Raw genomic sequence first — 23,303 nt, 5'->3', positions numbered from 1 at the left:
GCGGCCGCCGCGCTGGCGCTGGCGCCCGCCCTCGCGCCCGTCCCGGCCCTCGCGGCCGCCGTCCCGGCCGGACTCGCGGCCGCCCTGGGCCTCGCCGTCCTCGGAGCCGCCGCCCTGGGCCGCGGCGGGCTCCCGGTTCTGCCGGTCGTTCTGCCGGTCGCCCCGGCCCTCGGACGCCCCCCGGTCCTGCTTGTCCGCCGTGCGCGCGCTCTGCCGTCCGCCCTGCCGCTCGGCCTTCTCGGGCCGGCCGTCCTGCTTGTCGGCCTGCCGGTCGGCGGCGGGCTGCTCCGGCGCGGTCTCGGGGATCGCGACCTGCTCGGACGTCTCGCGCTTCGCCGCGGCGCGGGTGCGGCGCGGGCGCTCGGCCTTGGCCGTCTCGGCCTTGCCGACGTCCTGCGCGGCCTTGCCCGCGTCGGCCGCGCCGGCCCCGGCGGCGGCCTTGGCAGCGGCTCCCTGCTCGCCCGCCGAGCCCTGCCCCTGGCCGCCGCCCTGCTTCTCCTGGATGGCCGCGATGAGCTGGCTCTTGCGCATCCCGGTCACGCCGGTGATGCCGAGGCTGGACGCGAGCGCCTTGAGCTCGGGCAGCACCATGGCGGACAGGCCCGTGCCGCTCCGGCGGCGCCGGGGGGCGGCGGGCTCCGCGCCGTTCTGGGCGGCGTCGGCCGCGGGTGCCGTGCTGGATGCGTCCGTAAGGAGTTCGCTGGATTCGCTCACTAAGGGTCCTTCCCAGGGAGCGGGCGTCGGCCGGCGTTCGGCCAGTCAACCCGGTAATACGGCCCGGCGGGGGCGCCGAGTCGGGCTCCGCTGATCACGATGGGGCCGGGATCGGCGATTTTCTGGGCACAGCCAGATGGTGGACGGGACGGTTCGCTCGCACGTGTCCCCGCTACCGCCACGTCCGTAGTTTCGCTGGAATGCCTGACAACGGGATGTCACGGTGTCGGGGAGCCTGGTACGCGGGACCGCCACGGCCGGAGGGCCGGGCAGGTGACGCGCGGCTGACGAGCACGCTGCCCCGAACGGGGCATCTGGTGCGGCAATCAGCCTAACATCACCAGGGCACACTGCTATTCCCCAGAGGTCGATGTCTTCGCATTTTACCTAGGTGGATCCTGCGGGGACCCGCACCGGCCGGAGCGCCGCGGCGGCCCGGGCCGCGGGCCGGCCCGTCCGGGCGCCGCGTCAGGTCCGGCGGCCGGGTTCACCGGGCACGACGCATGCGCCGCGGGTCGCGACGTCCAACGGGTGTTCGTGCCACCCATTACCCACTCGCGAAGCCATCGAATCAACTCGTGATGCGTTTGTGAAGGCCAGGACAGTGGGTCCTGCCCCCGAAATCACCGCGGGCACTCCGGCGGAACGCAGCCGTTCGACGAGTTCCGCCGACTCCGGCATCGCGGGGGCGCGGTAATTCTGGTGCAGCCGGTCCTCCGTCGCGTCCAGCAGCACCCCGTCGCCGAGGCCGCCGGTGAGCGCCGCGACGAGCAGCGCGGCGCGTCCGGCGTTGGCCGCGGCGTCGCCGTGCGGGACGGTCCCGGGCAGCAGCCCGCGCGCCCGCTCGGTCGCCAGCCGCTGTTCGGGAACGAACGCCACGACCTGCCTGACCTGCGGTTCCAGCCGGACGAGCCGGGCGCCGGACGGGGTCGTCCAGGCGATGGTGAGGCCGCCGGCGAGGCACGGCGCGACGTTGTCGGGATGGCCCTCGATGTCGGTGGCGAGGCGCAGCGCGGCGTCGTCGTCCATGAGGTCGCCGTGCGGGTGCAGCGCGCGCGCCGCGACGATCCCCGCGACGATGGCCGCGGACGACGAGCCGAGCCCCCGGCTGTGCGGGATGCGGTTGCGGCACCGCAGCCGGATGCCCTTCGGCTGGCCGGACGGTTGGCCGGGTCCGGCCGCGGCGAGTTCGTCCAGCGCGTCGAAGGCCCGGCGCAGCACCTTCACGATCAGGTGCCGCTCGCCGCGGTCGGCGACCTCGGCGCCCTCGCCGTCCACCTCGATGGACACCCCGTCGCCGGTCAGCGCCACCTCGACGTCGTCGTACAGCGACAGCGCGAGGCCGAGCGAGTCGAAGCCCGGCCCCAGGTTCGCGCTCGTCGCCGGCGTCCGCACCAGGACGGACCGTTCCGGCGCCCCCATCAGGTGAGGCCGAGCGCGGAGGCCGCCTCGTGGGCGTCGACGCGGACGACGGTCGGCGCCGGCGCGCCGGAGATCGCCCAGTCGGGGTCCTTGAGGCCGTTGCCGGTCACCGTGCAGACGACCTTCGAGCCGGGCTTCACCACGCCCCGCTCGGCGGCCTGGAGCAGGCCCGCGACGCTCGCCGCGGACGCCGGCTCCACGAACACGCCCTCTTCCCGGGCGAGCAGCCGGTAGGCGGCCAGGATCTGCCGGTCGGTGACGGAGTCGATCGCGCCGCCGGACTCGTCGCGCGCGGCGATCGCGAGGTCCCAGGACGCGGGGTTGCCGATCCGGATCGCGGTCGCGATCGTCTGCGGCTTCAGTACCGGCTCGCCCTTGACGAACGGCGCCGCGCCGCTGGCCTGGAAGCCCAGCATCCGGGGCGTCTGCGCCGCGACCTTGTCGGCGGCGTACTCCTTGTAGCCCATCCAGTACGCGGAGATGTTGCCGGCGTTGCCGACGGGCAGGCAATGCACGTCGGGGGCGTCGCCGAGCGCGTCCACGATCTCGAACGCGGCGGTCTTCTGCCCCTGAAGCCGGTACTTGTTGACGGAGTTGACCAGCGCGACCGGATAGTCGACGGACAGCTTGCGGGCCAGTTCCAGGCAGTCGTCGAAGTTGCCGTCCACCTGCAGCAGCCGCGCGCCGTGCACCAGCGCCTGCGCCAGCTTCCCCATCGCGATCTTGCCGTTGGGGACGAGCACCGCGCACGTCATCCCGGCCCGCACCGCGTATGCGGCGGCCGACGCGGACGTGTTGCCGGTCGAGGCGCAGATGACCGCCTTGGCGCCGTCCTCGGCCGCCTTGCTGATCGCCATCGTCATCCCGCGGTCCTTGAACGACCCCGTCGGGTTGAGGCCCTCGACCTTCAGGTGCACCTCGCAGCCGGTCAGCTGGGAGAGCCGGACGGCCGGCACCAGCGGCGTGCCGCCCTCCAGCAGCGTCACCACGGGCGTCGCGTCCGTCACCGGCAACCGGTCGCGGTATTCCTCGATGAGGCCGCGCCACACGCGGGCGTTCCCGTTCACGTCAGTGTCTCCTTGGCTGACCTGCGAATGTGGACCCGGATTCTACCGGGATCTCACTCCTCGCCCTCGACGCGCATGACGCTCGCGACCTCGCGGACGCTGTCCAGCCCCCGCAGTCCCTCGACGACCGCCGACAGCGCCGCGTCCGGCGCCCGGTGCGTCACCACCACGAGCTGCGCCTCCTCGCCCAGCCCCACCTGCCGGACGGCCTGGATCGACACCTCGTGCCGCGCGAACTCCGCGGCGACGGCGGCGAGCACGCCCGCCTCGTCCGTCACGTCCAGGTGGATGTAGTAGCGGGTGACGGTCTCGCCCATCGGCAGCACCGGCAGCTTCGCGTACGTCACCTCGACCGGGCCCGGGGTGCCGCCGACCACGTTGCGCGCCACCGCGACCAGGTCGCCGAGCACCGCAGACGCCGTCGGGGCGCCGCCCGCGCCCGCGCCGTAGAACATCAGCGACCCCGCCGACTCCGCCTCCACGAACACCGCGTTGTACGCCTCGCGGACGCTCGCCAGCGGATGCGACCGCGGGATCATCGCCGGGTACACGCGCACGGACACCCCGCGCCCGTTCCGGCCGTCCTGCGCGCCGCCGTCCGAGGGGACGCGCTCGCAGATCGCGAGGAGCTTCACCACGCAGTCCATGCCCTTGGCGCCCGCCACGTCCGCCGCGGACACCTCGGTGATGCCCTCCCGGTGCACGTCCGCCGCGGTCACCGGGGTGTGGAACGCCAGCTGCGCGAGGATCGCCGCCTTCGCCGCCGCGTCGAAGCCCTCGACGTCCGCGGTCGGGTCCGCCTCCGCGTACCCGAGCGCCTGCGCCTCCTCCAGCGCCTCGTTGAACCCGGCGCCGTTGGAGTCCATCTGGTCGAGGATGTAGTTCGTGGTGCCGTTGACGATGCCGAGCACCCGGTGCACGTGGTCGCCGACCAGCGACTCCCGCAGCGGCCGCAGCAGCGGGATCGCGCCCGCCACCGACGCCTCGTAGTACAGGTCCGCGCCGTACTCGCGGGCCGCCGCGAACAGCGTCGCCCCGTCCTCGGCCAGCAGCGCCTTGTTCGCGGTGACGACCGACTTGCCGGTCTTCATCGCCTCCAGCATCAGCGTCCGGGCCGGCTCGATCCCGCCGATCACCTCGACGACGATGTCCACGTCGTCCCGCGTGACCAGGCCCTGCGCGTCCGTCGTGACCAGCGCCGGGTCGACGCCCGCGCGGACCCGCTCGGGCCGCCGCACCGCGACCCCGGCCAGCTCCAGCGGCGTCCCCACCCGCGCCGCGAGATCGTCGGCCTGCTCGCGCAGCAGCCGGACGACCTCGCTGCCGACGACGCCGCATCCCAGCAGCGCGACCCGCAGCGGGCCACGTTCGGGTTTCACGCTCGGACCTCCGCATCCGCATCCAGCCGCAGCAGGTCCTCGGCGGTCTCCCGGCGGACGATCACGCGCGACCTGCCGTCCTTCACCGCCACCACGGCGGGCTTCGGGACGTGGTTGTAGTTACTGGCCATCGATCGACAGTACGCACCGGTCGCGGCCACCGCCACCAGGTCCCCCGCCGCAATATCTTCGGGGAACCACAGGTCCCGCACGACGATGTCGCCGCTTTCGCAGTGCTTGCCGACAAGCCTACTGAGCATGGGGGATGCGTCGGACGACCGGCTCGCGAGCGCGCCGGTGTACTCCGCGCCGTACAGCGCGGTCCGCAGGTTGTCGCTCATCCCGCCGTCCACCGACACGTACGTCCGCAGGCCCTCGACGTCCTTCACCGTGCCGACCTCGTACAGCGTCACGCCGCCCGGGCCGATGATCGCCCGGCCCGGCTCCACCGTCAGCCGCGGCATCGCCAGCCCGTACGCCCGGCACTCGTGCGCGACGATCTCCCGGAGGCCGTCCGCCATCGACTTCGGGTCGTGCGGCTCCTCCCCCGGCAGGTACGCGATCCCGTACCCGCCGCCGAGGTCCAGCTCCGGCAGCTCGACGCCGTGCTCGTCGCGGATCGCCACCAGCAGCTCCGCCAGCCGGTGCGCCGCCACCTCGAACCCGTCCACGTCGAAGATCTGCGACCCGATGTGGCTGTGCAGGCCCACGAGCTCCAGCTGCTTGAGCGCCAGCACCCGCCTCACGGCCTCGAGCGCCGCCCCCGAGCTCCTGGAGAACCCGAACTTCTGGTCGTCGTGGGCGGTCGCGATGAACTCGTGCGTGTGCGCCTCGACGCCCGTCGTGACCCGCACCATCACCTTCGGCCGGACGCCCTTCTCCTGCGCCAGGTACCCCAGCCGGGCGATCTCCTCGAACGAGTCCACGACGATCCGGCCGACCCCGGCCTCCAGCGCCTTCTCCAGCTCCCAGGACGCCTTGTTGCTCCCGTGCAGCGTGATCCGCTCCGTCGGGAAGCCCGCCGCCAGCGCCACGGCCAGCTCGCCGCCGCTGCACACGTCCAGCCCGAGGCCCTCCTCGTTCAGCCACCGCGCCACCGCCGTGCACAGGAACGCCTTGCCCGCGTAATGCACGTCACCGTCGTGGAACGCCGCCGCGTACTCCCTCGCCCGGGACCGCACGTCCTCCTCGTCATAGACGTACAGGGGCGTGCCGTACTCCTTCGCCAGGTCCCGCACGTCGACGCCGCCGATCGTCAGCACGCCGTCCGCGCGGGTCGCGCCGCGCGGCCACACGTGCGGGTCCAGCGCGTTCAGGTCGTCCGCCGGCCCCGCCGGGTGGTCTTCGGGCAGGACGTCAGCGTGCCGGGGCCCGGCCGGGTGAACTCGACTCATATCCGCTCTCTAGGGGTCTCACCGATCATCTTCAGGCCGTTGCCGAGGGCGATGCGCACGGCCCGCGCCAGCCCGGCGCGTCCCGCGTGCACCGCCCCGGGTTTCTCGTCCCCCAGGGGCACGGCCGGGCACCGCTCATGGACGTCGTGGTACGCCCCGGCGACCCTCTCCAAGCAGAACGCCAGCGGCCGGGCGTCGCCTTCCCGCTCCGCCTGCTTCGCTCGCCCGGGCACCTCGCCCAGCACACCCACCAGCCGCAGCTCCGCGGGCTCCGGGCTTTGCAGTTCCCCGGTTCCCACCCCGAGATCCTGAGCCCACCGCCCCGTCCAGCAGGCCCGCGCATACGCGTACCGCACCGAGAACCCCGGGTTCTCGAAGGACCTGGGCCGGTCGTCCCACCCGAACCGCGGAACGCACGCGGTCCCGTAACCGGGATCCCGCAGGATGGCCTTCACCACGTCCGCCGCCGGCACCTCGACCCGCACGAACCCGCGCCCGGTGACCGACCCCCCGACCCGCTTCGCGATCGCCTCGGGCTCCAGCCCCAGCACCAGCGCCACGGGACTCTCGAAAACCCCCGCCCCGCACGCCAGAACGAGCACCTCATCGGGGACCTCGACGGCCGGGCCGCCCTCGGCGACGGCACCGCGCGCCGCCTCCACAAGGGCATCGCTCACCTCGGCCGGAGTCACCCTGGTGAGACTATCCGACCACTATCTGGACACCGCAGCGAGTTTCCGCACCGTCTGGATCAGCTGGTTCGGGTCGAACGGCTTCGTCACGTACGCGTCCACGCCGATCTCGTGCCCGCGCCGCACATCGTGCTCCTGCGCCCGCGCCGTGATCATCACGACCCTGATGTGCGCGGTCCCCGGGTCCTCCCGGAGCCGGACGGCCGTCACCCACCCGTCCAGCCGCGGCATCATCACGTCCAGCGTGATCACGTCCGGCCGCACCTCGGCCACCTTCTCCAGGCAGTCCTGGCCGTCCACCGCGGTCGCCACCTCGAACCCCTCGAGCTGCAGGTTCACGGCGATGAGCTGCCGGATCACCTCGTCGTCGTCGACGACCAGCACGCGTCCCAGAGGCTCGGTCACGGCCTCGAAGTTAGTCGACTCCACCCCCGAACGCACGGCGAACGTCCACGTACGCGCAAGCCCGCCAACCCTGGTAACCTTCCAACACGCGCCGCACCGCGACGCAAGGGCCCCCTTAGCTCAGGGGATAGAGCAACGGCCTCCGGAGCCGTGTGCGCAGGTTCGAATCCTGCAGGGGGCACCCGAAGATCACCAGCAGAAACCCGTTACGACCTGCAGAAACAGGCCGGACGGGTTTTTCCATTTGTGCAGCCCTATGCAACCGGCCGCCGCCAATGGCCGCCATCTGTGGGCTCACTGTGAAACAGACATCCCGGCGCCCCACGATCGAGGCCGCCGATGACGCGCACCAGGGCGCCCCGCGGCCACGTCCAGATCCCGCGCTCCCTCATCTACTCCCCCGACCACAGCGCCCTGGCCGTTTGGACGTGGGCGATGTACGAGACCCTCATGCCCCACGGCCTGGACGGCGGCCGCGCCCCCGCCATCGCCCGCCGCCGCTTCCTAGCCGAACGAGCAGGCACCTCCACTACCGCCCTAGACGACGCCCGCCGCCAACTCCTGGCCCCAACCGCGGACGGCCCTTACCTCTCGCGCTCCACACCCCGAGGCGCCAAACGCAGCGTCCTACACGCCGCCCTACGCCGCCCCCGCGAGACCGGCGACCGCTACGCCCCCGTCCCCGCCTGGACCCTCGACATGGTCTGGGCCGGACGCCGCCGCCCCGCCGGCACCGTCTCAGCCGAAGCATGGCGCCTCTACACAGCCGCGGTAGACCGCGCTCACCGCAACGGCAAGCCCCACCCCTTCGACGCCACCATGGCCCGCCTCGCCGCAGCCCTGAACACCTCCCAGGCAACCGCCAGGCGCCGCCTAGCCGAGTTGGAGACGGCCGGCCTCATCGAGGCAACCGCTCGCCCAGGAGGCTGGCTGTCCATCCGTGTCGTCATAGAGGAAGAGGACGCGACTAAGACCGCCGAGCACTACGCCACCCACGGCCGCCGCCGCACGGACCCCCACAGCAACCCCGCTCATATAGCGGCAGTCACCCCGAGCAGGACGCGGCACACACCCCTCGCAGCAACCGGCACTCCACAGGAGACACCCCATACCTATGCACCCCCTGAGGAGCCACCGTCGCTTCCCGCCGAAGGCGCCTACAGCAACCAGAGCGCGCGAACGCGAGAAGCCGGCAAAGCCGGGGAGTCCGAGCACCATCGCCGAAACCGCCCAGCCCGCCGAACGCCGACCCGCGTCCCCCAAGCCGCCATCGACCTCTACCGAACGCTCCCGCCCGAGCTAACCCGCCACATCCCGGAACACGGCTCCCAGCGCGTCCTGAGGGCCCTCACCGCCGAGCTGCAGCACCGCACCCCAGCTGAACTGGCCGACCGCATCACCCGGAACTGGGACCACTGGCGCTACCGCATCACCGACACCGACCCCATCCGCGACGCCGTAGCAGTAGCCACCCGCCTCGTCCGCCGAGGCCGGCACTGCCCGGACGTCCGCTGCGAAGACGGCCACCAACTAGACCGAGACACCTCCTGCAATGCCTGCGTACTAATCGGGGACCATCTCACCAAAGCCAAGTCACTTCTGGCGGCAGGAAGTCTCTCACAGAGCCCAGCAGCCGAACCCGCTTCTGGAAAAGGGCAGTACGGCGTCTTTGCAGCCCATCCCACTAAACCAAACCGCGTAGACGGCAAACCATACGCCGCCCTCGCACGTCGACTGCTCGCGGCTCGTACTCCAGAAGAACGGAATGCGATTCTGTGCCAGATGCCGCAGGTGACCAGTTAAGGATTGAAGTCGTCGGCCCCAACATGCTCCGGCAGCCCATCCTCGCCGCGAGGTTGGAGAGTCACCTTGAGTTGATGGGTCTGCTGATCGGTAGCGGCAGAACTCGCATTTGCCCCCAGTACCCACACCTTAATTCCAGCGCTCGCCTTTCCTTCATTGATCAAAGCAACCGTGAACTGGATTTCGACAGGCCCCACCTCGAATGGCATGGCACTACCAGCACCAAGCTCTTTCGCGCGCACGAGTTCAGCACGTACGGCGGCGATTGCCTCCGCTAGACCTGTCCAAGGTCGGTCCATCTCTTCTCCTCCAGAGAGTCTCACTACTTATACCTCCTCAGCCAAGTGATCTGGTCTCAGCATTCAGACGCTCAAGCCGATCCCGCATATCCAGAACATCCCTAGCGAGCTCAGCCAGCGTTGCATTTATGTCCTCTAGAGTTGCTGGGCTTCTTTGAAAAGCTCGAACTGCACCGTGCATCTCGTCCAGATAGTTAAGAGCCGATTCCGCTGCCCGACTAGCGCGCCTCGTGCGAGATACCGCTATTTCGTAATACTCGGTATCGAGGTCGCGATGGCGCCGAAGACCCCCCGAGGCCAAATCAATTGCTTCGTTAGCGCTAATTAGCTCACGCTTAATCCTTTTAAACTTCCCAAGCAGTTCCGGAATTACATCCATTGCTAGATTGATGCCGCCAGTAAGTTCGGGCGCGACTCCGGACAAGAGGTCCGCCAAATGAGCTACACGCTCGGAAGCTCGTTGCATTCGAGATTCGGGCACATCAGCAAATGCTTGAGTATAACTCCGCCAGAGAGATCGTTGCTGGTCAACAGAACGTGACTTGCCGCTCAATACGTCGATCATGCCTTTCTGAGCGTTGTTTCCTTTCGAAGCAACGCCCTTAAGGAGTTCAGCGATCGGCCGGGGGTTGGGCGCAGCAGCCCCGATCCCAGCAAGCAGGTCGAAGGAAACTCTGTGACGATGCTGGATGACGATTTGCTTAACAAGTCGCCATATTAACTCATCGTGAGGTGCTGCCCTACATAGCATCGTTAGGGCGTTGACCATTTGATGCTCGCGAACAAATGGGAGATGCTCGACGAGCAGCTTGCCATTGTGATGAATACGTTGCACGACCAAATATTCTGCAAGCGAACTAGGGTCAATAGGCTCCCAGTATGAGTTTGAATCTCTGCGAAGAATATCGGTGATCAGTTCGCGACAAGCGACTCGAATTTCTTCGCTGCTAAGAGAAGTCGAGAAGCGTCGAATAATTTCATCTGCATCCTGCCAATCAGCGGCACCGTACAGACAACCGGCAGATACCACATCTAGAAGCATCTCGCCCCTACCGAATCTGAGTCCATGACCGGCTGCGATGTGATGCCAATATCGGACTTCATGCTGCAGCAACTGGTCGATTACGGGATTGCCGCCCATCCTTTCGTCATTGGCAGCATTCAGCAGAGCATTCAGAGCGCTTAACTGAATCTCCATAGCCGAGGAGTCTTTGTCAAATGTCACTGCCGACATGTCGACCGAGTTAGCAACCTCGGCCCAGTCGCGAGTGGCACTGGCATTCAGACTCGGCAAACTGGAGACGAATGCCTTGATAGCTTCACTAAACAGCATCGACCAGTCCCGCGAGGAGCCTCGAATGGGTTCAAGCTTGTGGTCCTCGGCATCCTGGAACGCGTCTTCTAAATCGCTATCAGCATGGCGCACCGCATCCCACCACGGGCCAGCGCTACGCGCGAGAAGTAAAAGTTTTGATGGAATTTCACTGCGGCGCATTTGCTGGGCGAGTTGCTGTATATGCCCTGGCTTGCTTTCCGCGTAGTCAATCACCAGCAGCGTCGGTCGGGCAAGGTAAGCAAGACGGTCCAGTGCATCCCGAACATCAGCAGCGATCGGATCAAAATTGGCAACGAATCCCGCCGCCCAGCCGTGGCGACTAAGTTCACGAACAATTTGCCGGGCAAGCCGAGTCTTTCCTTGCCCCCCGGTGCCATGCAAAAGAAGAGTCCCGAAGCCCGAACGGTCCGTCCACCTGATTAGCTTCGGGAATATTTCGTTCCTGCCTCTGAAATTTACAATCTCAGAACTTGCACGCACCAGGGCGGCAATCGATGTAGGTCGTCTACTCGGCGTGAGAGACGACGTCAACGCACAAATGTCAGCAGGCTCAGCTACGATTTCAATTCCGCTATGTCTTTGTACGACTTGACGAAAACCTGGATCGTAGACGAAATCTACGATCGGACGCACAACCAGACGAGCGGCCTGTCCTGCTGCTTTGGAAACCAAGGCAACGAGTTTTCCGTGAGCAAAGACCGGCCCACCTGACATGCCAGGCCAAAGTCGCTCTTTATTCTTCCATATTTCGGTATCTATGCTGACATGCAACTCCCCTTTCATCATTCCCGTGAGCGGATTAATGTAGCCATGCGCCTGCTCGTACTCGCGTCTTGATGTATCAGCGCTAGCAAGGAAGTCGGGAAACCCGTGCGCTTCAACTGGAATTTTCCCGGCTCTTGAGCACAAGACGCCCCAACTTGTATTTGGGACCTCTGGCAGGCTTTCTGAAACATCAACAGCAAATAAGGCGGCGTCCACTTCATTGGAAACCCAGACCCGCCGACAGTTGACAATTCCCTGCTTCGGAATCTCAATAGTCCCTACAGCGTCAGCGACATGAGCAGCTGTGAGTACAAGGGCGTTGGATATCCTGAAGCCTGTACCTGTCCTGCGTGAGCGAACAATAACCGTCCGCCCATACCCCGCTACCAAGCTCTTTCTCCTAAGCCACTTGCCCCGACAAGCACAAGTGATTCATGGAAGCTCGGTAGGGTCTGGCCGGCTTCTGAAGGTTGGTGGGTACCGGCAACCTTCTCCTGGGACTTCACGCCATCAGGCATACCCTGCAACCACGATGAAAGTAAGACAGTGGCCGAATCAGGACTCAAAGACGTGCCTGTTCCTACAGGTTGATCAGGCTGATGCCGTCGTGCTCTCGAAGAGCTGGTTTCGGATCGTCGCGGTAGGCGTCGAGGATGCGGTGGGCGAAGACCTCGTTCGTCAGGGTGGCTATCTCGTCTGCGGAGGCCCAGCGGAACGCGTCTGCTTCGGGGTTCGTCGTCAGGGTGCCGCCTCGAAGACGGCAGCGAAAGGCGAGGGCCACGATGCCGCAGGCCATGTTCTTGTAGATCCCCGTGAGCGCTTCTGGCTCGACGTCGAGGCCGGTCTCCTCTTTGACCTCGCGGCGCACACCGTCGGCGAAGGTCTCTTCGAGTTCGAGGACTCCGCCTGGCGGTTCCCAGCGGCCGTTCTCTGGACGTCGGATGAGGAGAGCCCTGCCCTGATCGTCGATGACGATGCCGGCGACCGCGACTGAATGCCGTGGAAGAGCGGTCATTGCTCGTCAGCCCAGGCCTGGTGCTCGTGTGGGAAGACGATGATCGCGGCTGCCTTGTCGTCGTGTGTCTTTGGGCGTGGCCAGCGCTGGCGGTCCTTGTCGGTGGCCTCGGCGTCATGGATGGCGGCCAGGAGCGCCTGCAATCCGTCGCTCAGGGCGAGGGTGAGGGCAGCCGGCCACGATGGGGGAACGCCGTAGTCCTCGACACCACAGCTGACGCCATCGGTCATGGCTGCCACAGCGTGGATGCTGTCGACCGGCCATCGGCGGAGGATGGCGTGGTGGCCGGCCTCGGGCGTCGCCTCTGCTATCCAGTAGCCACCGTCGCGGTTCATGCGGGCCAGCTTCGCGGGCCGGGTCGCGCGGATGAGGTCGTCGAGCGTGTTCAGGCCCTCGGTGGTCTGGCGAGCTTCGCGGCGCAGTTCGGCGACGACAGTCTCGTGTCGTCCATCGCGAAGGACGTCCACGCTGCCATCTCGGCTGAACACGACGATCGGGCTGTCTCCGAGGACGAGGCCGTCGATGTGGTAGTCATCCCATCTGATGATCGCCACTGTGCTGGCCGGCGACTCGCCAGGTACGAGCGAGTGCTTTGCTGAGACGTGATCGATAGCGGTCGCGAGTACATCGGGCAGGTCTGCGGAGGGATCGCTGTCCAAGAGGTCGAGGATGCGCTGCCCGAGGGCGTCGGGGTACCAGCCGTCTCTAGGTCCTTCTGGCCGTAGCGGGCTGACTCCGTCGAGGACGACCACAGCGTTAGGCCGGGCGAAGACACGATCCTCCGAGCAGCCATCATCGCCGGGTCGTTCCGCGGTGCAGACGCGTACCGGCAACATCACGCCTCAGCGCCTGTCCAGGCGTGACGCACCATGCGCGTTCTCCCAACCGTCAGTCGTTCACGGGCATGTCGTAGCAGAAGACGTATCGGTCACCGGCGAGGATGCCTTGCAGTACCTCAATCGGCTTGTCTCCTGAGAACGAGACCCTATGCAGTTCAGCGACTGGTGTCCCCGGCTCAAGCCGAAGCGCGCGAACTTCGTCGGGGGTCGGCATCCTGATCGCGACCTCCTCGCGAACACGCGTCAGCGGGTAGCCGAGTTCCTCGAGGACTCGGTAGCCGCCTCCTGGCCCAGTGTTCTCCTCGGTGATGCGCGTGCCTTTCACCAGGTCCAGGAGGTAGTAGCTGTCTGCTAGCTGTGATGGGTTGTCGTCGATCCAGAACCGCCGGCGCCTCACGAACAGGGGGGCGCCAGGGTCGACCTCGTACCAGGTAGCGATCCAGTCTGGAGCGGGCACTTCGGCTAGTGCCAAGACCTCCTGACGCCACTTGAGGCCGAGTTCTTCCACCTCGGCCTGGAGCGGGGCCTTGCCTTGGACACGGCGCCAGCGCGCGTAGCGATCCGAACCGACCCGGAGCACTGGCGGACGTTCGCGAACGAACACCCCGCGCCCAGGCATGCCGACGACCAAGCCCTCACCTTTCAGGAGAGAGACGGCTTGCCTCGCGGTCTGTGGCGACGTGCCGTAACGCTCGACGAGCTCGCGTTCAGACGGCAGCCGAGCCCCCGGGGCCAGGCCCCCATCACGGATCTCTTCACGCAGGTCATCCGCAATCTGGCGCGAGGGTGACCGGGGGTCCGTCGGGTCGATCATCTCTCCATCCTACGCAACCTCACTAGCGAGGTTGTTGACCCGAATGCCGAGGCCGGGTTACCGTGCCGCCATGCTCACCACCTCACTAGTGAGGTACCGGTCTGAGGTAGCTGCCTCGGGTCGGCGCTCGTGGGGCGTTCGTCTGGTTTTCGTCTTGGAGGTCGTCGTGAAGGCGAAGGACATCGAGCCGGGCGAGATGTACGCCCTCAAGCCATGGCACCGACCGGACCAGCCGCTTCGCGCTGTGCGAGCGATCCGAGCCGATGGGCCGTCACTCGTCTACGAGGGGCCCGGCGGAGAGGAATGGACCGGCGCGCTCTCACGAGTCGTCGGTCCTTGGCGTCCACACGCTGAGGCGCGAGAGGCCGCTCGCCGAGCGGTTGAGCGCCTGGCCAAGGCTTTGGAGCTTCGTTGGCCGAGCCAGCGCGGCTACAACGCGTACGCCGTAGAGCACGGCTACACGGACTTTCGCATCCAGGTGTTGTGCACGGCCCAGCAGGCCGACTGCCTCGCTGGCTCGATCAGTGCACCACCGACCACTGCAGATGAGAGCGGCTCCGGTGCTGGCACACCAGAGCCGCCGATCGGGTCGAACTGAGCCCCTAGCGAGAGGAGATCGACCCATGCCAACCGTAGCCAAGCCTTTCGAGCCCGAGCGACTGCTGACGTCCGCCGAGGTCGCCGCAGCGTTCCGCGTCGACCCGAAGACGGTCACGCGTTGGGCCCAAGCGGGCAAGCTGCGTTCCTTCAAGACCCTGGGTGGTCACCGGCGCTTCCGCGAGTCGGAGGTCCGGGCGCTTCTGGCCGATGAGTCGGCCGAGGTGGGAGGTGGTCAGCGGTGACCGGCTCCCCCGCCCCGTTCTGGGTCGATGAGGTGTACGACCGGGACTACGCCAGCGACGGCGTCTCCCGGTTCGGCGCGTACGTCCGGGACCAGCTGAGCGGCACGTTCGCCGAGTGCTGGGACGGTACCTGGGACGAGCCGTCGACCAAGCTGGCCGAGTTCGCCTCGGCGGCCTGGCGGACGGCGACCGGGCCCGTGATGGCGCCCGGCTATGTCCGCTACAACTCGCGGGTTCTGGGCGCGAGCGTTGAGCGGAGCCAGTGGGACGGGTCGCTGCTCGCGGTCGTGAGCTTGGTGGCGCCTTGGCCGACGGCGCTGGCCCGCTCGTTCGACTGGCAGCGTGGCCGGCACTGGCGCGACTGGCCGACGGAGTTCCGAGGCGAGGGATACGACTTCGTCGCTCCGTCCGAGCAGGACGTGGCCGAGTACCCGTTCCTTCAGGCGAGCATCACCCTGACCTTCTCCCTGCCGGTCGCCGGGTTGCCGGCGGCGCCGGAGGGTCCGAAGGACGACGTCGAGCAGCTCGCCCGTGAGGCGGTTGCGGGCCTGGTCGTCGAGCTGAAAGCGACGGTCGGACCGGTCTTGGACCTCCTGGAAGGGAGGCGTCCGCGATGACGACCAGGGCCGCCAAGCTCAAGGCCGCTGCGGACGCCGCCGCGGAGGTCCGCGCCTACCAGACCGATCCGGATGTGGTCGCGCTCCGCGTGGAGCGCGTGCGCGGCTGGGTGGACCGGCTGATCTGGACCGGGATGGTGCTGGGCCTGCTGTTCACCATGGCCAACGTCGCGCACTTCGCCGCTGGCGACGCCCGGATCGGGTCGCTGGTGTGGACGACCGCGTGGCTGCTGGACCCGATGGTCAGCCTGGTGCTGATCGGCGTGCTGATGGGTGAGCAGATCATCAACCGGCATGGTCTGGACGCCGGCGGATGGGTCCGCACTACCAAGTGGGTGGCGCTGGGCTGCACGTACGCGATGAACACCTGGCAGGCGTGGGCGTCGCTGCACCCGTCGGCGATCCTGCTGCACTCGGTGCCTCCGGCGATCGTGTTCTGCGCGGCCGAGGCCGTGGTGACGATCCGCCAGCGGATCACCGAGTCGGTGAACGTCGCGCACCGCCAGGCCGTCGACCGTGCGGCGGCACTGCGCGCGACCGAGGCTGCCGGCGAGACGCCGGGCGCTGCGATGGTCCGCGCCAACGGTGCGACCGCTCGCATGGACGAGGTCGCGCACGACGCTTCCCCGGCCCGCACGCTGGAAGCTGCGCGTTCCGCAGTGCGGTCCGCACGCGAGTCCGCAGGGTCGTCCGCACGCGGAGGCCAGCGTGTCCGCACGGCGCCGCGCACCTCGTCCCGTACGGGGACTCGTGCGGACGGTGCCGTGGTGGTCGACCGTGACGCCATCGTGGCGGAACTGGCCGCGGAGATCCTCACCGCAGGTGAGGCCGGGGCCAAGTGGTCGCCGGACTATCCGGCGCTGATGGAGCGCACCGGGCGCAAACGGCGCTGGTGTGAGGGTGTGGTGAGCGACGCCCGCACGGCTGCGCTCCGCAGCAGCGCCGACGACGCGGCGGACCGTGCGGACGACGCCTCGCGCAACGTCCCGCACGAGGACCCGCGTACTGAGTCCGCAGACACCGTCGACGTCGCTCCGCACGGGTCCGGCCCCGAGTATCCGCAGAGTCAGCGTGCGGACCGTGCCGACGCCTCGGTCGCGGGTCCGGATGATGCGCCTGCGGACGCGGTGCCCGGCTGGCCGTCCGGCGAGCTGGTCCTGACTGGTGCGGACGGGGGTGAGCGGTGATGGCTACGGCGCTGCACACGCCCCGTACCGAGGCTGCGCTGAGGCAGGAGTACGACCTGCTGAGCGCCGAGTACGCCGAGCTGCTCGCGCACGTCCGGGCGGCCGTGGCCGCCGACCGTGACGGCGAGCTGAACCCGATCGTGCACCTGGCCGGCTTCTTGGAGGAGCGCGGTCAACTCCCGCCCGCCGGGATGCCGGCCTCGCGTCTGGTGGCCGAGGCATTCGCCCGCACCGCCGAAACCGATCGGCAGTTCGGGGGTGCGTCGTGACGGACTACTTCGACTGGCAGGCCGCGTTGTCGGACGACCAGGCGCACGTCTTCGCGCACGGCGCCGAGTGCGCCCTAGCCGATGCCGCCCGCGACATGGACGCCATGTCGCCGAACGACCACGCCTTGGTCGGGATCGGGTTCGCCCTGCTGGCGGTCCGGTCGCAGCTCGCGCAGACCGGCGGGGACGTCGCCGACCAGCTCAGCTCCATTGCCGACGACGTCCGCGACCTGGCCGACGCCGTGGTTGCCGTGCGGCGGCCCTGGTGGGCTCGCTCTTGGCGGTGGCTGAGCAGCCGTGTCGCGAGGCTCGTCCGGGGCGCTGAGCGCAGTTCGGAGGAGGAGCCTGACGAGGGCCTGGCCGACGTCGACGCGGCGGCCGAGCCGGGCGTGGCGACGGTGACGCCGCTGCGCAGGACGGGGGTGCGGCCGTGATCTCCGTCAAGCACTTCGAGACGGCCTTCGCCGGTGACGACCTGCGCACCGTGGCGGAGGCGCGCCGCTGGGCCCGCAATGTCCTGACCGGCGCCCGGGTCCCTGACGAGCTGTTGTGCGATGCGCTGACCTGCGTGTCCGAGCTGGCCACCAACGCCGCGCGGCACACCGCGTCCGGCCAGCCGGGTGGCAAGTACCGGGTGGTCCTGGAGGTGCTCGGCCAGGCGCGGGCGCACGTCGAGGTGGTCGACCAGGGCGGCGAGCACGCCCCCGACATCCAGCTCGGTGGCGCCGAGTCGGGCCGCGGGCTGTGGATCTGCGCGACGCTCGGCGTCCTGCAGCACGCCGCGACCAAGGGCGGGCGCCGAGTGTGGGTCGACCTGCCCCACCCGGCGCCGTCCGCCGTGACGCCCGATCCCGTTGCGCACTCCGCCGATGGGAGTGAGCGGTGATGTTGGCCCGCGAGCGCGGTCGCGGCTGCTGGCACCGGTGTGCGGTTACTGGTCCGCGGACGCCGGCGCGTGCAGGAACACGGAGCACGTGCGCCCGTACATGGTCGGTCCGCGCTGCCGCGACCACACACCCGCTGCGCTCGCGGGCCGCCCAGAGCCGGACGAGCTACTGCAGCACGCGGCGCCTGTCGTGCCCGCTGTGCACCCCCACCCCGCGACTTGATCTTTCCTTCCTGCTGGCCTTCGAGGAGGTCACCCCCATGTTCACCATTCCGGCGCTCCCGGCCGTACGGGCTTGGAGGGAGCGCGCCGAAGCTCGTGACCGCTACGCCGACCTGACCACATGGCTCCACGAGGTCATCGACGACCTCTACGTCCTGACCGACCACGACAAGCGGGCCGAGGCTCTTGACCTGGCTGGCGAGATCGCCACCGAGCTGGCCGAGCTGCACACCGCCGCCTGGGGCGAGGAAGCCGATGAAGCTGGGCGGCCGATGCGGGCGTCGCTGGCCGGCCAGGCGGCCCTGCTGCACCAGGTCGCCGACACCGAACGCGCGGTCATCAACGCCATCACCTGGCCGATTCGCGCCCTCGAACCCGAAGGCGACCACGCCGCCGAGCTGCGCGTCTGGACCCAGCTCGCGCATACCGCCGATCCCACCACTCGAGCCGCCTGCCTGCGAGGACTTCACCTCCTGGTCGGGCAGCACGTCGGCGGGCGCGCCGCAGCGATCCTGGCCGTGCTCGCCGAGATCGACGAGCACCGCGCCGCCCACGGGCACACCCACCCCGCGGCTCCGAGGCCGCCGCACTGGTACCGGTGGAGCCGCCCCCTGATCACCACCGTGTTCGGCCTGCTGGGCCTCGCCGCGGTCGTTCCGGGCCTGGACGCCACCACGCGCCTGACGGTGCTGCTGGCGATCCCCGCGGGCGTATACGCGGCCCAGTTCATCTTCTTCCGCGCCCAGGACCGGCGGAAGGCGGACCGGTGAGCGGGCGGGGCGGGCGACCGGGGCCATTGTCGCGGGCGGCGCTGGTTTTCGTGGTCGTGTTCGTGACGGTGTGGGCGGCGCTGACCTGCTGGACGGCAATGTACGGCAACGCCGTGTGCATGGTCGCGGCGTTGGCGGCTTGGTGGTCCGCGTACCGCTACCTGCGCCCTTTTGTGCGGCGGGGGCGGCGATGAACGGCACCACCGCCCCCGGCCCTCAGGCGGCCGCCGGCGGCGGGTTGTCCACCCACTTCCGGGTGCTGCCGCCGCACGAGCCGGGCGTGTGGGAGCGCCTGGCGCCGGTTCTGCGTGGCGTGCTGGCCGTCCTGGTCCTGCTGGCGACCGCGCTGGACGCGCTGGTCTCGGCATGGGTGGGTGCTCCGCCGCTGGCGCCGCGGCTGCGCAAGGTCGGCCGGGTGCTGGGAGATGAGTTCCGGGCGGGCCGCGCGGGCGCGGTCGACGCCGAGGTCATCGAGGACGACGTCCGGGAGCGCCCGGCGTCTTCGGGCAGGAGGAGCGCCTGATGGCACACCGCAAGATCAGTGAGCTGGCCAATGTCGAGTTCGACGGGCGCCTGGGCGAGGCGTTCCAGAGCTACGGCAAGGAGCTGGAGGCGCTGGCCAATCGGTGGAAGTTCGAGCTGGGCGCGGCCGCGACCGACTCGCGGGCGGCGATGGAGGGCCTCAAGGGGCATCTGCTGCTGTTCGGGCTGGACTCGCGGATCCGGGCCCGCCGGGTCGCCAAGCGGCTGCAGCGGGCGCAGGACCTGGCTGCTGGCCTTGCCGAGCAGGGCGAGAAGTTCCACCGCGCCTACCGCCGCCAGTTCTCCGAGGCCGCGCACCGTGAGGACGTCGAGAAGGCCATCGAGGACGCCGAAAGACACGCTGAGGCGGCCGAAGAGTGACGCTCCCCGGGGCGGGCCGTGCACTGCGGCCCGCTCCGGGAGGTCCCGCACTACGCATCCGTATTTGAGGAGGTCAGTCATGGGGAGCGGCGAGCAGATGATCGACCGGCTCGGCGACATCGAGTTCCGCGGCAAGGTCGGCAAGCACATCGCCGAGTACGCGAAGGCGACCCAGCGGTTCGGCCATGACCTGGCCTACGAGCTGGACAACGCCGCCACCGCCGCCGAGGCGGCGATGAAGGAGCTGGACGGGCATCCGCTGCTGTTCGGCGTCGACGTGAAGATCCGTGCCGGACGCGTCGCGGGCAAGCTGCGCAAGGCCCGCGAGCTGGCGCTGGCGATCAGCGCCGAGTCGGTGAAGTTCCACGTCCAGTACCGCCAGGAGTTCCTGCAGATCGGCAGGGGCGACGTCCGCGGCCGCGGCGGCCGCCGCTACACCGGAAGGGTTGATCTGTGATGGCCCGCAAGACCCAGACGCTGCAGCTCGCCCAGGACGCGACCATGGAACGCATCGCGGTGTCGGCGGTGTCGAAGGTGGGCGTGCTGGTTCCGCCGTGGGCGCTGCTGCTCCTGCTCACCGGCGCGGCGGCCATCGCGCACGCCGCTTGGGGTGCGCCGCCGGCGGTGACGTGGGCGACGATGGCCGGCACCCTGTCCACCGTCACTCTCACCGGACTGACCTGGGCCGTCTCCCACCAGCGCAACCTGCTGGGCCGCACCCATTCCACCCTGACGACCTTCGGGGCCGGTCTGTGGTTCACCGTCGCCACCATCACCGGCATCACCCAGCAGGTCACGTTGATGCTGCTGGCGTTCGGCGGTGCGACGTTGGCGATCGGCTGGAACATCCGCGCCGTCATCCGCCAGACGCCGTCCGAGGGCGCGCACGGCGGTGACCCGCTCGCGACGCTGTTCGACCGGGCCAAGGAGTCGTTCGGGCTCAAGGGCGCCACCGTCCGCACCACCGAGGTCACCGAGCACAAGGTCAAGGGCAAGATGGCGCTGCCCGCCGGCGAGAAGACCGCCGAGGACGCCATCAAGAACACCGACCACATGGAGTCCGGCATGAAGCTTCCGCCCGGCACCGTGATCGTCGCTGCGGACGAGGACGACGCCTCGCAGGCGCACATCACCTTCTCCGACCCGCGCCGGATCAAGCAGCCGATCGCCTGGCCCGGACCGTCCCGTCCCGGGGCGTCGGTGGCCGAGCCGCTGCGGATCGGCGTCTACCAGGACGGCGACTACGTCGAGCACCGCTTCACCGGCCATCACCTACAGGTCAACGGCCGCACCGGGTCGGGGAAGTCGATCGGCGGGGCGTGGAACTACGTCGCCGAGATCATCACCCGCCGCGACGCGGCGGTGTTCTGCATCGACGTCTCCAAGGACGACCAGACCATGGGGCCGCTGCGTCCCGCGCTGCACCGGTTCGAGACGACCAAGGCCGGCGCCGTCGACCTGATCCGCAAGATGCACGCCGAGATCCCCGAGCGGACCAAGTGGCTGGCCGCCCGCGGCTACCAGGCGTGGGAGCCCGGCTGCGGGCTGACCTACTGGTACCTGCACATCGAAGAGGTCGCCAAGCTGTTCAACGAGCTGTCCGGGGAGGACTCCGACAAGCTCGAAGAGATCGTCAAGGAGATCCGCTCGGCAGGCGGCTCGCTGTTCCTGAGTCTGCAGCGCGCCGACTACACCCAGATCCCGACGCTGGTCCGCTCGCAGATGGCCAAGATGTGCTTCGGGCTGTCGGACCCCGAGGACGTCAAATATGGCGTCTCGGCGCGTCAGCGCAAGGCCGGCGTGCACCCGCACGAGTGGGAGGACTTCTACCCCGGCATGGCCTACCTGGACGCCAAGTCGATCCGGCCCACCCACTACGCCATGCCGCTGCGGACCTTCTCCTGGGGCCGCACCAACAACCAAGCCAACGCCGCCATGCGCGCGCACGCCGCCGCTTACCCCGCGAGCGACCGGGTCGGAGACGAGTTCACCCAGCGCCTGACCGACCTCGCCATCCCGGCGCCTCCGCGTCCCGAGGCGATTCCGATGCCCGCCGCCGGCACCGTGGCCACCAGCGGGACCGGCCGCTGGGCCAACGCCCAGTGGGACGAGGACGAGGGCCAGGCCGCCGAGCTGGACCCCCGCACCGGCGACCAGGACGACCGCCCCACCGCCGCACGCGGCGGCCCCGGCGAGATGCTCGGCGACGCCGCCGAGCTGCTCATCGCCTCCCAGCACGCCTCAGCGGCCATGCTGCAACGCAAGCTCCGTCTCCCCCACGCCGAGTGCCTGCGCCTCCTTGAGGCGCTGGAACGCAAGGGCGTCATCGGGCCCCGGGACGGCGTCGAAGGGGCTGAGAACGGCGCTCCGGGCCGCTGGCAGGTCCTGGTGTCTCCCAACGACGCCAAGGCCGCTCAGGCTCTGGTGGAGGAGATCCGCCGTGAGGGCGACGTCGTCGCCGAGTACCTGCGCACCGACGACCCGGACCCGGCCGTGACCGCCGGGCCCAGCGACCCGATCGACCTGACGCCCGAGGAAGCCGACCGCTTCGAGACGCCCGACGACGGCCAGGACCAGCGGCAGATGCCGCCGGAAGAGGCGTTCGGGCTGGTCTGCGACTGGATCCGGCATCGCCACACCATCGGCAAGCCGACCTTCACCGCCGGCGAGGACGAGCTGCACACCATCCGCACCACGGCCGGACGCAAGCGGCCCTGGATCTACAAGGCCCTCAAGCGCCTGGTCGACGACGGCGTCCTCACCAAGGACGAGTCCGGGTCGACCACCACGTTCACGGTCGTCGACCTCACGCCCCTGGACGGGCCCGGCCTCGGCCGCGCCGCATGACGCTCGCGCGCGGGCGCCGGCACGCACGCGTCACGGGCCTGCCTGGGCGTCTCGCGCGCGTACGGCTGCGCGTGGGAGCACGCACGCCCGCGCGGATGATCTTGTCACGCGCGTGTCACGCACACCTGTCACGCGGGTGTCACGGGCTCGCTGTCACGGCGTCACAGCGCCTCTGACCTGTAACTCCCTCCCCCAGCCCCCGCCCGTGACAGCCAGCCGCTGTCACGGCACCGGACTTCAGAAGGGATCACCTCTCGTGCCTCACCCTGACGCTCAACCCGCCGGCGAGAAAGTGCCGGCCAACCTGACCGACCTCGCCGCCGTGGTCGCCGAGAACATCCGGCAGCACTTCCCGGCCGAGGAGGAGCGGCACCGCCAGGTCCTCGCGCTCGCCGAGGAGGTCGGCGAGTTCGTCGGTGCCTACCGCCGCTGGGCCGGGATGGCTCGCCGCACCGGCGACTTCAGCGACATCCAAGAGGAGCTGGCGGACGTCGTCATCACCGCCTACGTCACCGCGCACGTCCTGGACATCGACCTGGAGACTGCCTGGCGCGCCAAGGCCCAGCGCGTCCTGACCCGCGGCTGGCGAGACCAGCCGGACGGAACCACGCCATGAAGGTCCGGCTGATGGGCCTGCCAGACGAAGTCGACCAAGCCACGGCCCGCCTCAAGCAGGTCTTCGACGTTATCGACGTCTCGGCACACCGTCCCCTGCGCGGCCAGAGCCGCCAGGTCTTCGTCTACCTCGAGATCCGCCTCTAACAGGCGGTCCCGGCGCCAACACCGCCAAGCATCCGCGCCGGGACCGCGTGCCCC

Annotated in this window: 26 protein-coding genes and 1 tRNA gene; 15 read left to right on the top strand and 12 right to left on the bottom strand. The window is 69.0% G+C overall.

Going from position 1 to position 23,303, the window contains the following annotated elements; all coding sequences use genetic code 11:
• The 7 genes from F9B16_RS21120 to F9B16_RS21090 form a co-directional block, all read right to left on the bottom strand.
• A partial coding sequence (locus tag F9B16_RS21120; protein ID WP_192808911.1) for a Rho termination factor N-terminal domain-containing protein occupies positions 1-714 on the bottom strand: 714 nt, incomplete at its 3' end.
• Between the two features lie 468 nt (positions 715-1,182).
• Positions 1,183-2,136 carry a homoserine kinase gene (gene thrB, locus F9B16_RS21115; protein WP_151541831.1) on the bottom strand — a complete coding sequence of 318 codons (954 nt, stop codon included), beginning with the start codon at positions 2,134-2,136 and terminating at the stop codon, positions 1,183-1,185.
• A complete protein-coding gene (gene thrC / locus F9B16_RS21110; RefSeq protein ID WP_151541830.1) occupies positions 2,136-3,203 on the bottom strand; it encodes a threonine synthase in 1,068 nt (355 codons plus the stop codon). Before thrC ends, thrB begins: the two co-directional genes overlap by 1 nt.
• Positions 3,204-3,256: 53 nt before the next feature.
• Positions 3,257-4,582, bottom strand: coding sequence for a homoserine dehydrogenase (locus tag F9B16_RS21105; RefSeq protein WP_151541829.1), 1,326 nt, complete (start codon positions 4,580-4,582; stop codon positions 3,257-3,259).
• On the bottom strand, positions 4,579-5,976 hold the full coding sequence (gene lysA, locus F9B16_RS21100) for a diaminopimelate decarboxylase (RefSeq protein WP_151541828.1): 1,398 nt from the start codon (positions 5,974-5,976) through the stop codon (positions 4,579-4,581). Before lysA ends, F9B16_RS21105 begins: the two co-directional genes overlap by 4 nt.
• Positions 5,973-6,653, bottom strand: coding sequence for a DALR anticodon-binding domain-containing protein (locus tag F9B16_RS21095; protein ID WP_192808910.1), 681 nt, complete (start codon positions 6,651-6,653; stop codon positions 5,973-5,975). The genes lysA and F9B16_RS21095 overlap by 4 nt, the downstream gene beginning before the upstream one ends.
• 36 nt (positions 6,654-6,689) lie before the next feature.
• Positions 6,690-7,052: a response regulator transcription factor gene (locus F9B16_RS21090; protein ID WP_151541835.1), complete on the bottom strand. Its 363-nt coding sequence runs from the start codon at positions 7,050-7,052 to the stop codon at positions 6,690-6,692.
• Positions 7,053-7,182: 130 nt separating this feature from the next.
• Here F9B16_RS21090 and F9B16_RS21085 point away from each other — a divergent pair.
• Positions 7,183-7,254 (top strand) — tRNA-Arg (locus F9B16_RS21085).
• Positions 7,255-8,872: 1,618 nt separating this feature from the next.
• Here F9B16_RS21085 and F9B16_RS21080 read toward each other — a convergent pair.
• The 5 genes from F9B16_RS21080 to F9B16_RS21060 form a co-directional block, all read right to left on the bottom strand.
• Positions 8,873-9,175 carry a trypco2 family protein gene (locus F9B16_RS21080; RefSeq protein WP_151541826.1) on the bottom strand — a complete coding sequence of 101 codons (303 nt, stop codon included), beginning with the start codon at positions 9,173-9,175 and terminating at the stop codon, positions 8,873-8,875.
• A gap of 37 nt (positions 9,176-9,212) precedes the next feature.
• The gene (locus F9B16_RS21075) at positions 9,213-11,666 is read right to left on the bottom strand and encodes a trypsin-like peptidase domain-containing protein (RefSeq protein WP_192808909.1); all 2,454 of its coding nucleotides are present in this window, start codon (positions 11,664-11,666) and stop codon (positions 9,213-9,215) included.
• Positions 11,667-11,856: 190 nt separating this feature from the next.
• Positions 11,857-12,291, bottom strand: coding sequence for an NUDIX hydrolase (locus F9B16_RS21070; RefSeq protein WP_151541824.1), 435 nt, complete (start codon positions 12,289-12,291; stop codon positions 11,857-11,859).
• Positions 12,288-12,950 (bottom strand): protein phosphatase 2C domain-containing protein, encoded by a 663-nt coding sequence (locus F9B16_RS21065; protein WP_225991813.1) that lies wholly within the window; start codon positions 12,948-12,950, stop codon positions 12,288-12,290. Before F9B16_RS21065 ends, F9B16_RS21070 begins: the two co-directional genes overlap by 4 nt.
• 229 nt (positions 12,951-13,179) lie before the next feature.
• A complete protein-coding gene (locus F9B16_RS21060) occupies positions 13,180-13,944 on the bottom strand; it encodes a GntR family transcriptional regulator (protein ID WP_151541823.1) in 765 nt (254 codons plus the stop codon).
• A gap of 154 nt (positions 13,945-14,098) precedes the next feature.
• Between F9B16_RS21060 and F9B16_RS21055 the strand changes: the two genes are divergently transcribed.
• The 14 genes from F9B16_RS21055 to F9B16_RS51005 all read left to right on the top strand — a co-directional run bounded on the left by F9B16_RS21055 (position 14,099) and on the right by F9B16_RS51005 (position 23,249).
• Positions 14,099-14,542 carry a hypothetical protein gene (locus F9B16_RS21055; RefSeq protein WP_151541822.1) on the top strand — a complete coding sequence of 148 codons (444 nt, stop codon included), beginning with the start codon at positions 14,099-14,101 and terminating at the stop codon, positions 14,540-14,542.
• A gap of 25 nt (positions 14,543-14,567) precedes the next feature.
• The gene (locus tag F9B16_RS21050) at positions 14,568-14,786 is read left to right on the top strand and encodes a BldC family transcriptional regulator (RefSeq protein WP_151541821.1); all 219 of its coding nucleotides are present in this window, start codon (positions 14,568-14,570) and stop codon (positions 14,784-14,786) included.
• Positions 14,783-15,403: a hypothetical protein gene (locus F9B16_RS21045; RefSeq protein WP_151541820.1), complete on the top strand. Its 621-nt coding sequence runs from the start codon at positions 14,783-14,785 to the stop codon at positions 15,401-15,403. The genes F9B16_RS21050 and F9B16_RS21045 overlap by 4 nt, the downstream gene beginning before the upstream one ends.
• Positions 15,400-16,590: a hypothetical protein gene (locus tag F9B16_RS21040; protein ID WP_151541819.1), complete on the top strand. Its 1,191-nt coding sequence runs from the start codon at positions 15,400-15,402 to the stop codon at positions 16,588-16,590. The genes F9B16_RS21045 and F9B16_RS21040 overlap by 4 nt, the downstream gene beginning before the upstream one ends.
• The gene (locus tag F9B16_RS21035) at positions 16,590-16,859 is read left to right on the top strand and encodes a hypothetical protein (protein WP_151541818.1); all 270 of its coding nucleotides are present in this window, start codon (positions 16,590-16,592) and stop codon (positions 16,857-16,859) included. The genes F9B16_RS21040 and F9B16_RS21035 overlap by 1 nt, the downstream gene beginning before the upstream one ends.
• Positions 16,856-17,293, top strand: coding sequence for a hypothetical protein (locus tag F9B16_RS21030; RefSeq protein ID WP_151541817.1), 438 nt, complete (start codon positions 16,856-16,858; stop codon positions 17,291-17,293). Before F9B16_RS21035 ends, F9B16_RS21030 begins: the two co-directional genes overlap by 4 nt.
• The gene (locus tag F9B16_RS21025) at positions 17,290-17,745 is read left to right on the top strand and encodes an ATP-binding protein (protein ID WP_151541816.1); all 456 of its coding nucleotides are present in this window, start codon (positions 17,290-17,292) and stop codon (positions 17,743-17,745) included. The genes F9B16_RS21030 and F9B16_RS21025 overlap by 4 nt, the downstream gene beginning before the upstream one ends.
• A 260-nt stretch (positions 17,746-18,005) precedes the next feature.
• A complete protein-coding gene (locus F9B16_RS21020) occupies positions 18,006-18,737 on the top strand; it encodes a hypothetical protein (RefSeq protein WP_151541815.1) in 732 nt (243 codons plus the stop codon).
• Positions 18,738-18,927: 190 nt separating this feature from the next.
• On the top strand, positions 18,928-19,260 hold the full coding sequence (locus F9B16_RS21015; protein ID WP_151541814.1) for a hypothetical protein: 333 nt from the start codon (positions 18,928-18,930) through the stop codon (positions 19,258-19,260).
• Complete coding sequence (locus F9B16_RS21010; RefSeq protein WP_192808908.1) at positions 19,260-19,640, top strand: hypothetical protein; 381 nt, start codon at positions 19,260-19,262, stop codon at positions 19,638-19,640. Before F9B16_RS21015 ends, F9B16_RS21010 begins: the two co-directional genes overlap by 1 nt.
• Before the next feature lie 79 nt (positions 19,641-19,719).
• The gene (locus tag F9B16_RS21005) at positions 19,720-20,097 is read left to right on the top strand and encodes a hypothetical protein (RefSeq protein WP_192808907.1); all 378 of its coding nucleotides are present in this window, start codon (positions 19,720-19,722) and stop codon (positions 20,095-20,097) included.
• A complete protein-coding gene (locus F9B16_RS21000) occupies positions 20,097-22,487 on the top strand; it encodes a DNA translocase FtsK (RefSeq protein ID WP_151541813.1) in 2,391 nt (796 codons plus the stop codon). The genes F9B16_RS21005 and F9B16_RS21000 overlap by 1 nt, the downstream gene beginning before the upstream one ends.
• A 256-nt stretch (positions 22,488-22,743) precedes the next feature.
• The gene (locus F9B16_RS51010) at positions 22,744-23,103 is read left to right on the top strand and encodes a MazG nucleotide pyrophosphohydrolase domain-containing protein (protein WP_192808906.1); all 360 of its coding nucleotides are present in this window, start codon (positions 22,744-22,746) and stop codon (positions 23,101-23,103) included.
• The gene (locus tag F9B16_RS51005) at positions 23,100-23,249 is read left to right on the top strand and encodes a hypothetical protein (protein ID WP_192808905.1); all 150 of its coding nucleotides are present in this window, start codon (positions 23,100-23,102) and stop codon (positions 23,247-23,249) included. Before F9B16_RS51010 ends, F9B16_RS51005 begins: the two co-directional genes overlap by 4 nt.
• The last annotated feature ends 54 nt before the right edge of the window (positions 23,250-23,303 follow it).

This window comes from Actinomadura montaniterrae (assembly GCF_008923365.1).
In the GTDB taxonomy this organism is placed as follows: Bacteria; Actinomycetota; Actinomycetes; order Streptosporangiales; family Streptosporangiaceae; genus Spirillospora; species Spirillospora montaniterrae.
The sequence above is the reverse complement of the archived record's forward strand: the minus strand, read 5'-3'. Positions and strand labels throughout refer to the sequence as shown.

What these genes read in the sequence shown, in the direction of transcription:
- F9B16_RS21080 (WP_151541826.1), bottom strand. Translation starts at nt 9,175, where the DNA reads ATGGACCGACCTTGGACAGGTCTAGCGGAGGCAATCGCCGCCGTACGT.
- F9B16_RS21020 (WP_151541815.1), top strand. Translation starts at nt 18,006, where the DNA reads ATGTTCACCATTCCGGCGCTCCCGGCCGTACGGGCTTGGAGGGAGCGC.
- F9B16_RS21010 (WP_192808908.1), top strand. Translation starts at nt 19,260, where the DNA reads ATGGCACACCGCAAGATCAGTGAGCTGGCCAATGTCGAGTTCGACGGG.
- F9B16_RS21060 (WP_151541823.1), bottom strand. Translation starts at nt 13,944, where the DNA reads ATGATCGACCCGACGGACCCCCGGTCACCCTCGCGCCAGATTGCGGAT.
- F9B16_RS21070 (WP_151541824.1), bottom strand. Translation starts at nt 12,291, where the DNA reads ATGACCGCTCTTCCACGGCATTCAGTCGCGGTCGCCGGCATCGTCATC.
- F9B16_RS21005 (WP_192808907.1), top strand. Translation starts at nt 19,720, where the DNA reads ATGGGGAGCGGCGAGCAGATGATCGACCGGCTCGGCGACATCGAGTTC.
- thrB (WP_151541831.1), bottom strand. Translation starts at nt 2,136, where the DNA reads ATGGGGGCGCCGGAACGGTCCGTCCTGGTGCGGACGCCGGCGACGAGC.
- F9B16_RS51005 (WP_192808905.1), top strand. Translation starts at nt 23,100, where the DNA reads ATGAAGGTCCGGCTGATGGGCCTGCCAGACGAAGTCGACCAAGCCACG.
- lysA (WP_151541828.1), bottom strand. Translation starts at nt 5,976, where the DNA reads ATGAGTCGAGTTCACCCGGCCGGGCCCCGGCACGCTGACGTCCTGCCC.
- F9B16_RS21015 (WP_151541814.1), top strand. Translation starts at nt 18,928, where the DNA reads ATGAACGGCACCACCGCCCCCGGCCCTCAGGCGGCCGCCGGCGGCGGG.
- F9B16_RS21050 (WP_151541821.1), top strand. Translation starts at nt 14,568, where the DNA reads ATGCCAACCGTAGCCAAGCCTTTCGAGCCCGAGCGACTGCTGACGTCC.
- F9B16_RS21035 (WP_151541818.1), top strand. Translation starts at nt 16,590, where the DNA reads ATGGCTACGGCGCTGCACACGCCCCGTACCGAGGCTGCGCTGAGGCAG.
- F9B16_RS21000 (WP_151541813.1), top strand. Translation starts at nt 20,097, where the DNA reads ATGGCCCGCAAGACCCAGACGCTGCAGCTCGCCCAGGACGCGACCATG.
- F9B16_RS21040 (WP_151541819.1), top strand. Translation starts at nt 15,400, where the DNA reads ATGACGACCAGGGCCGCCAAGCTCAAGGCCGCTGCGGACGCCGCCGCG.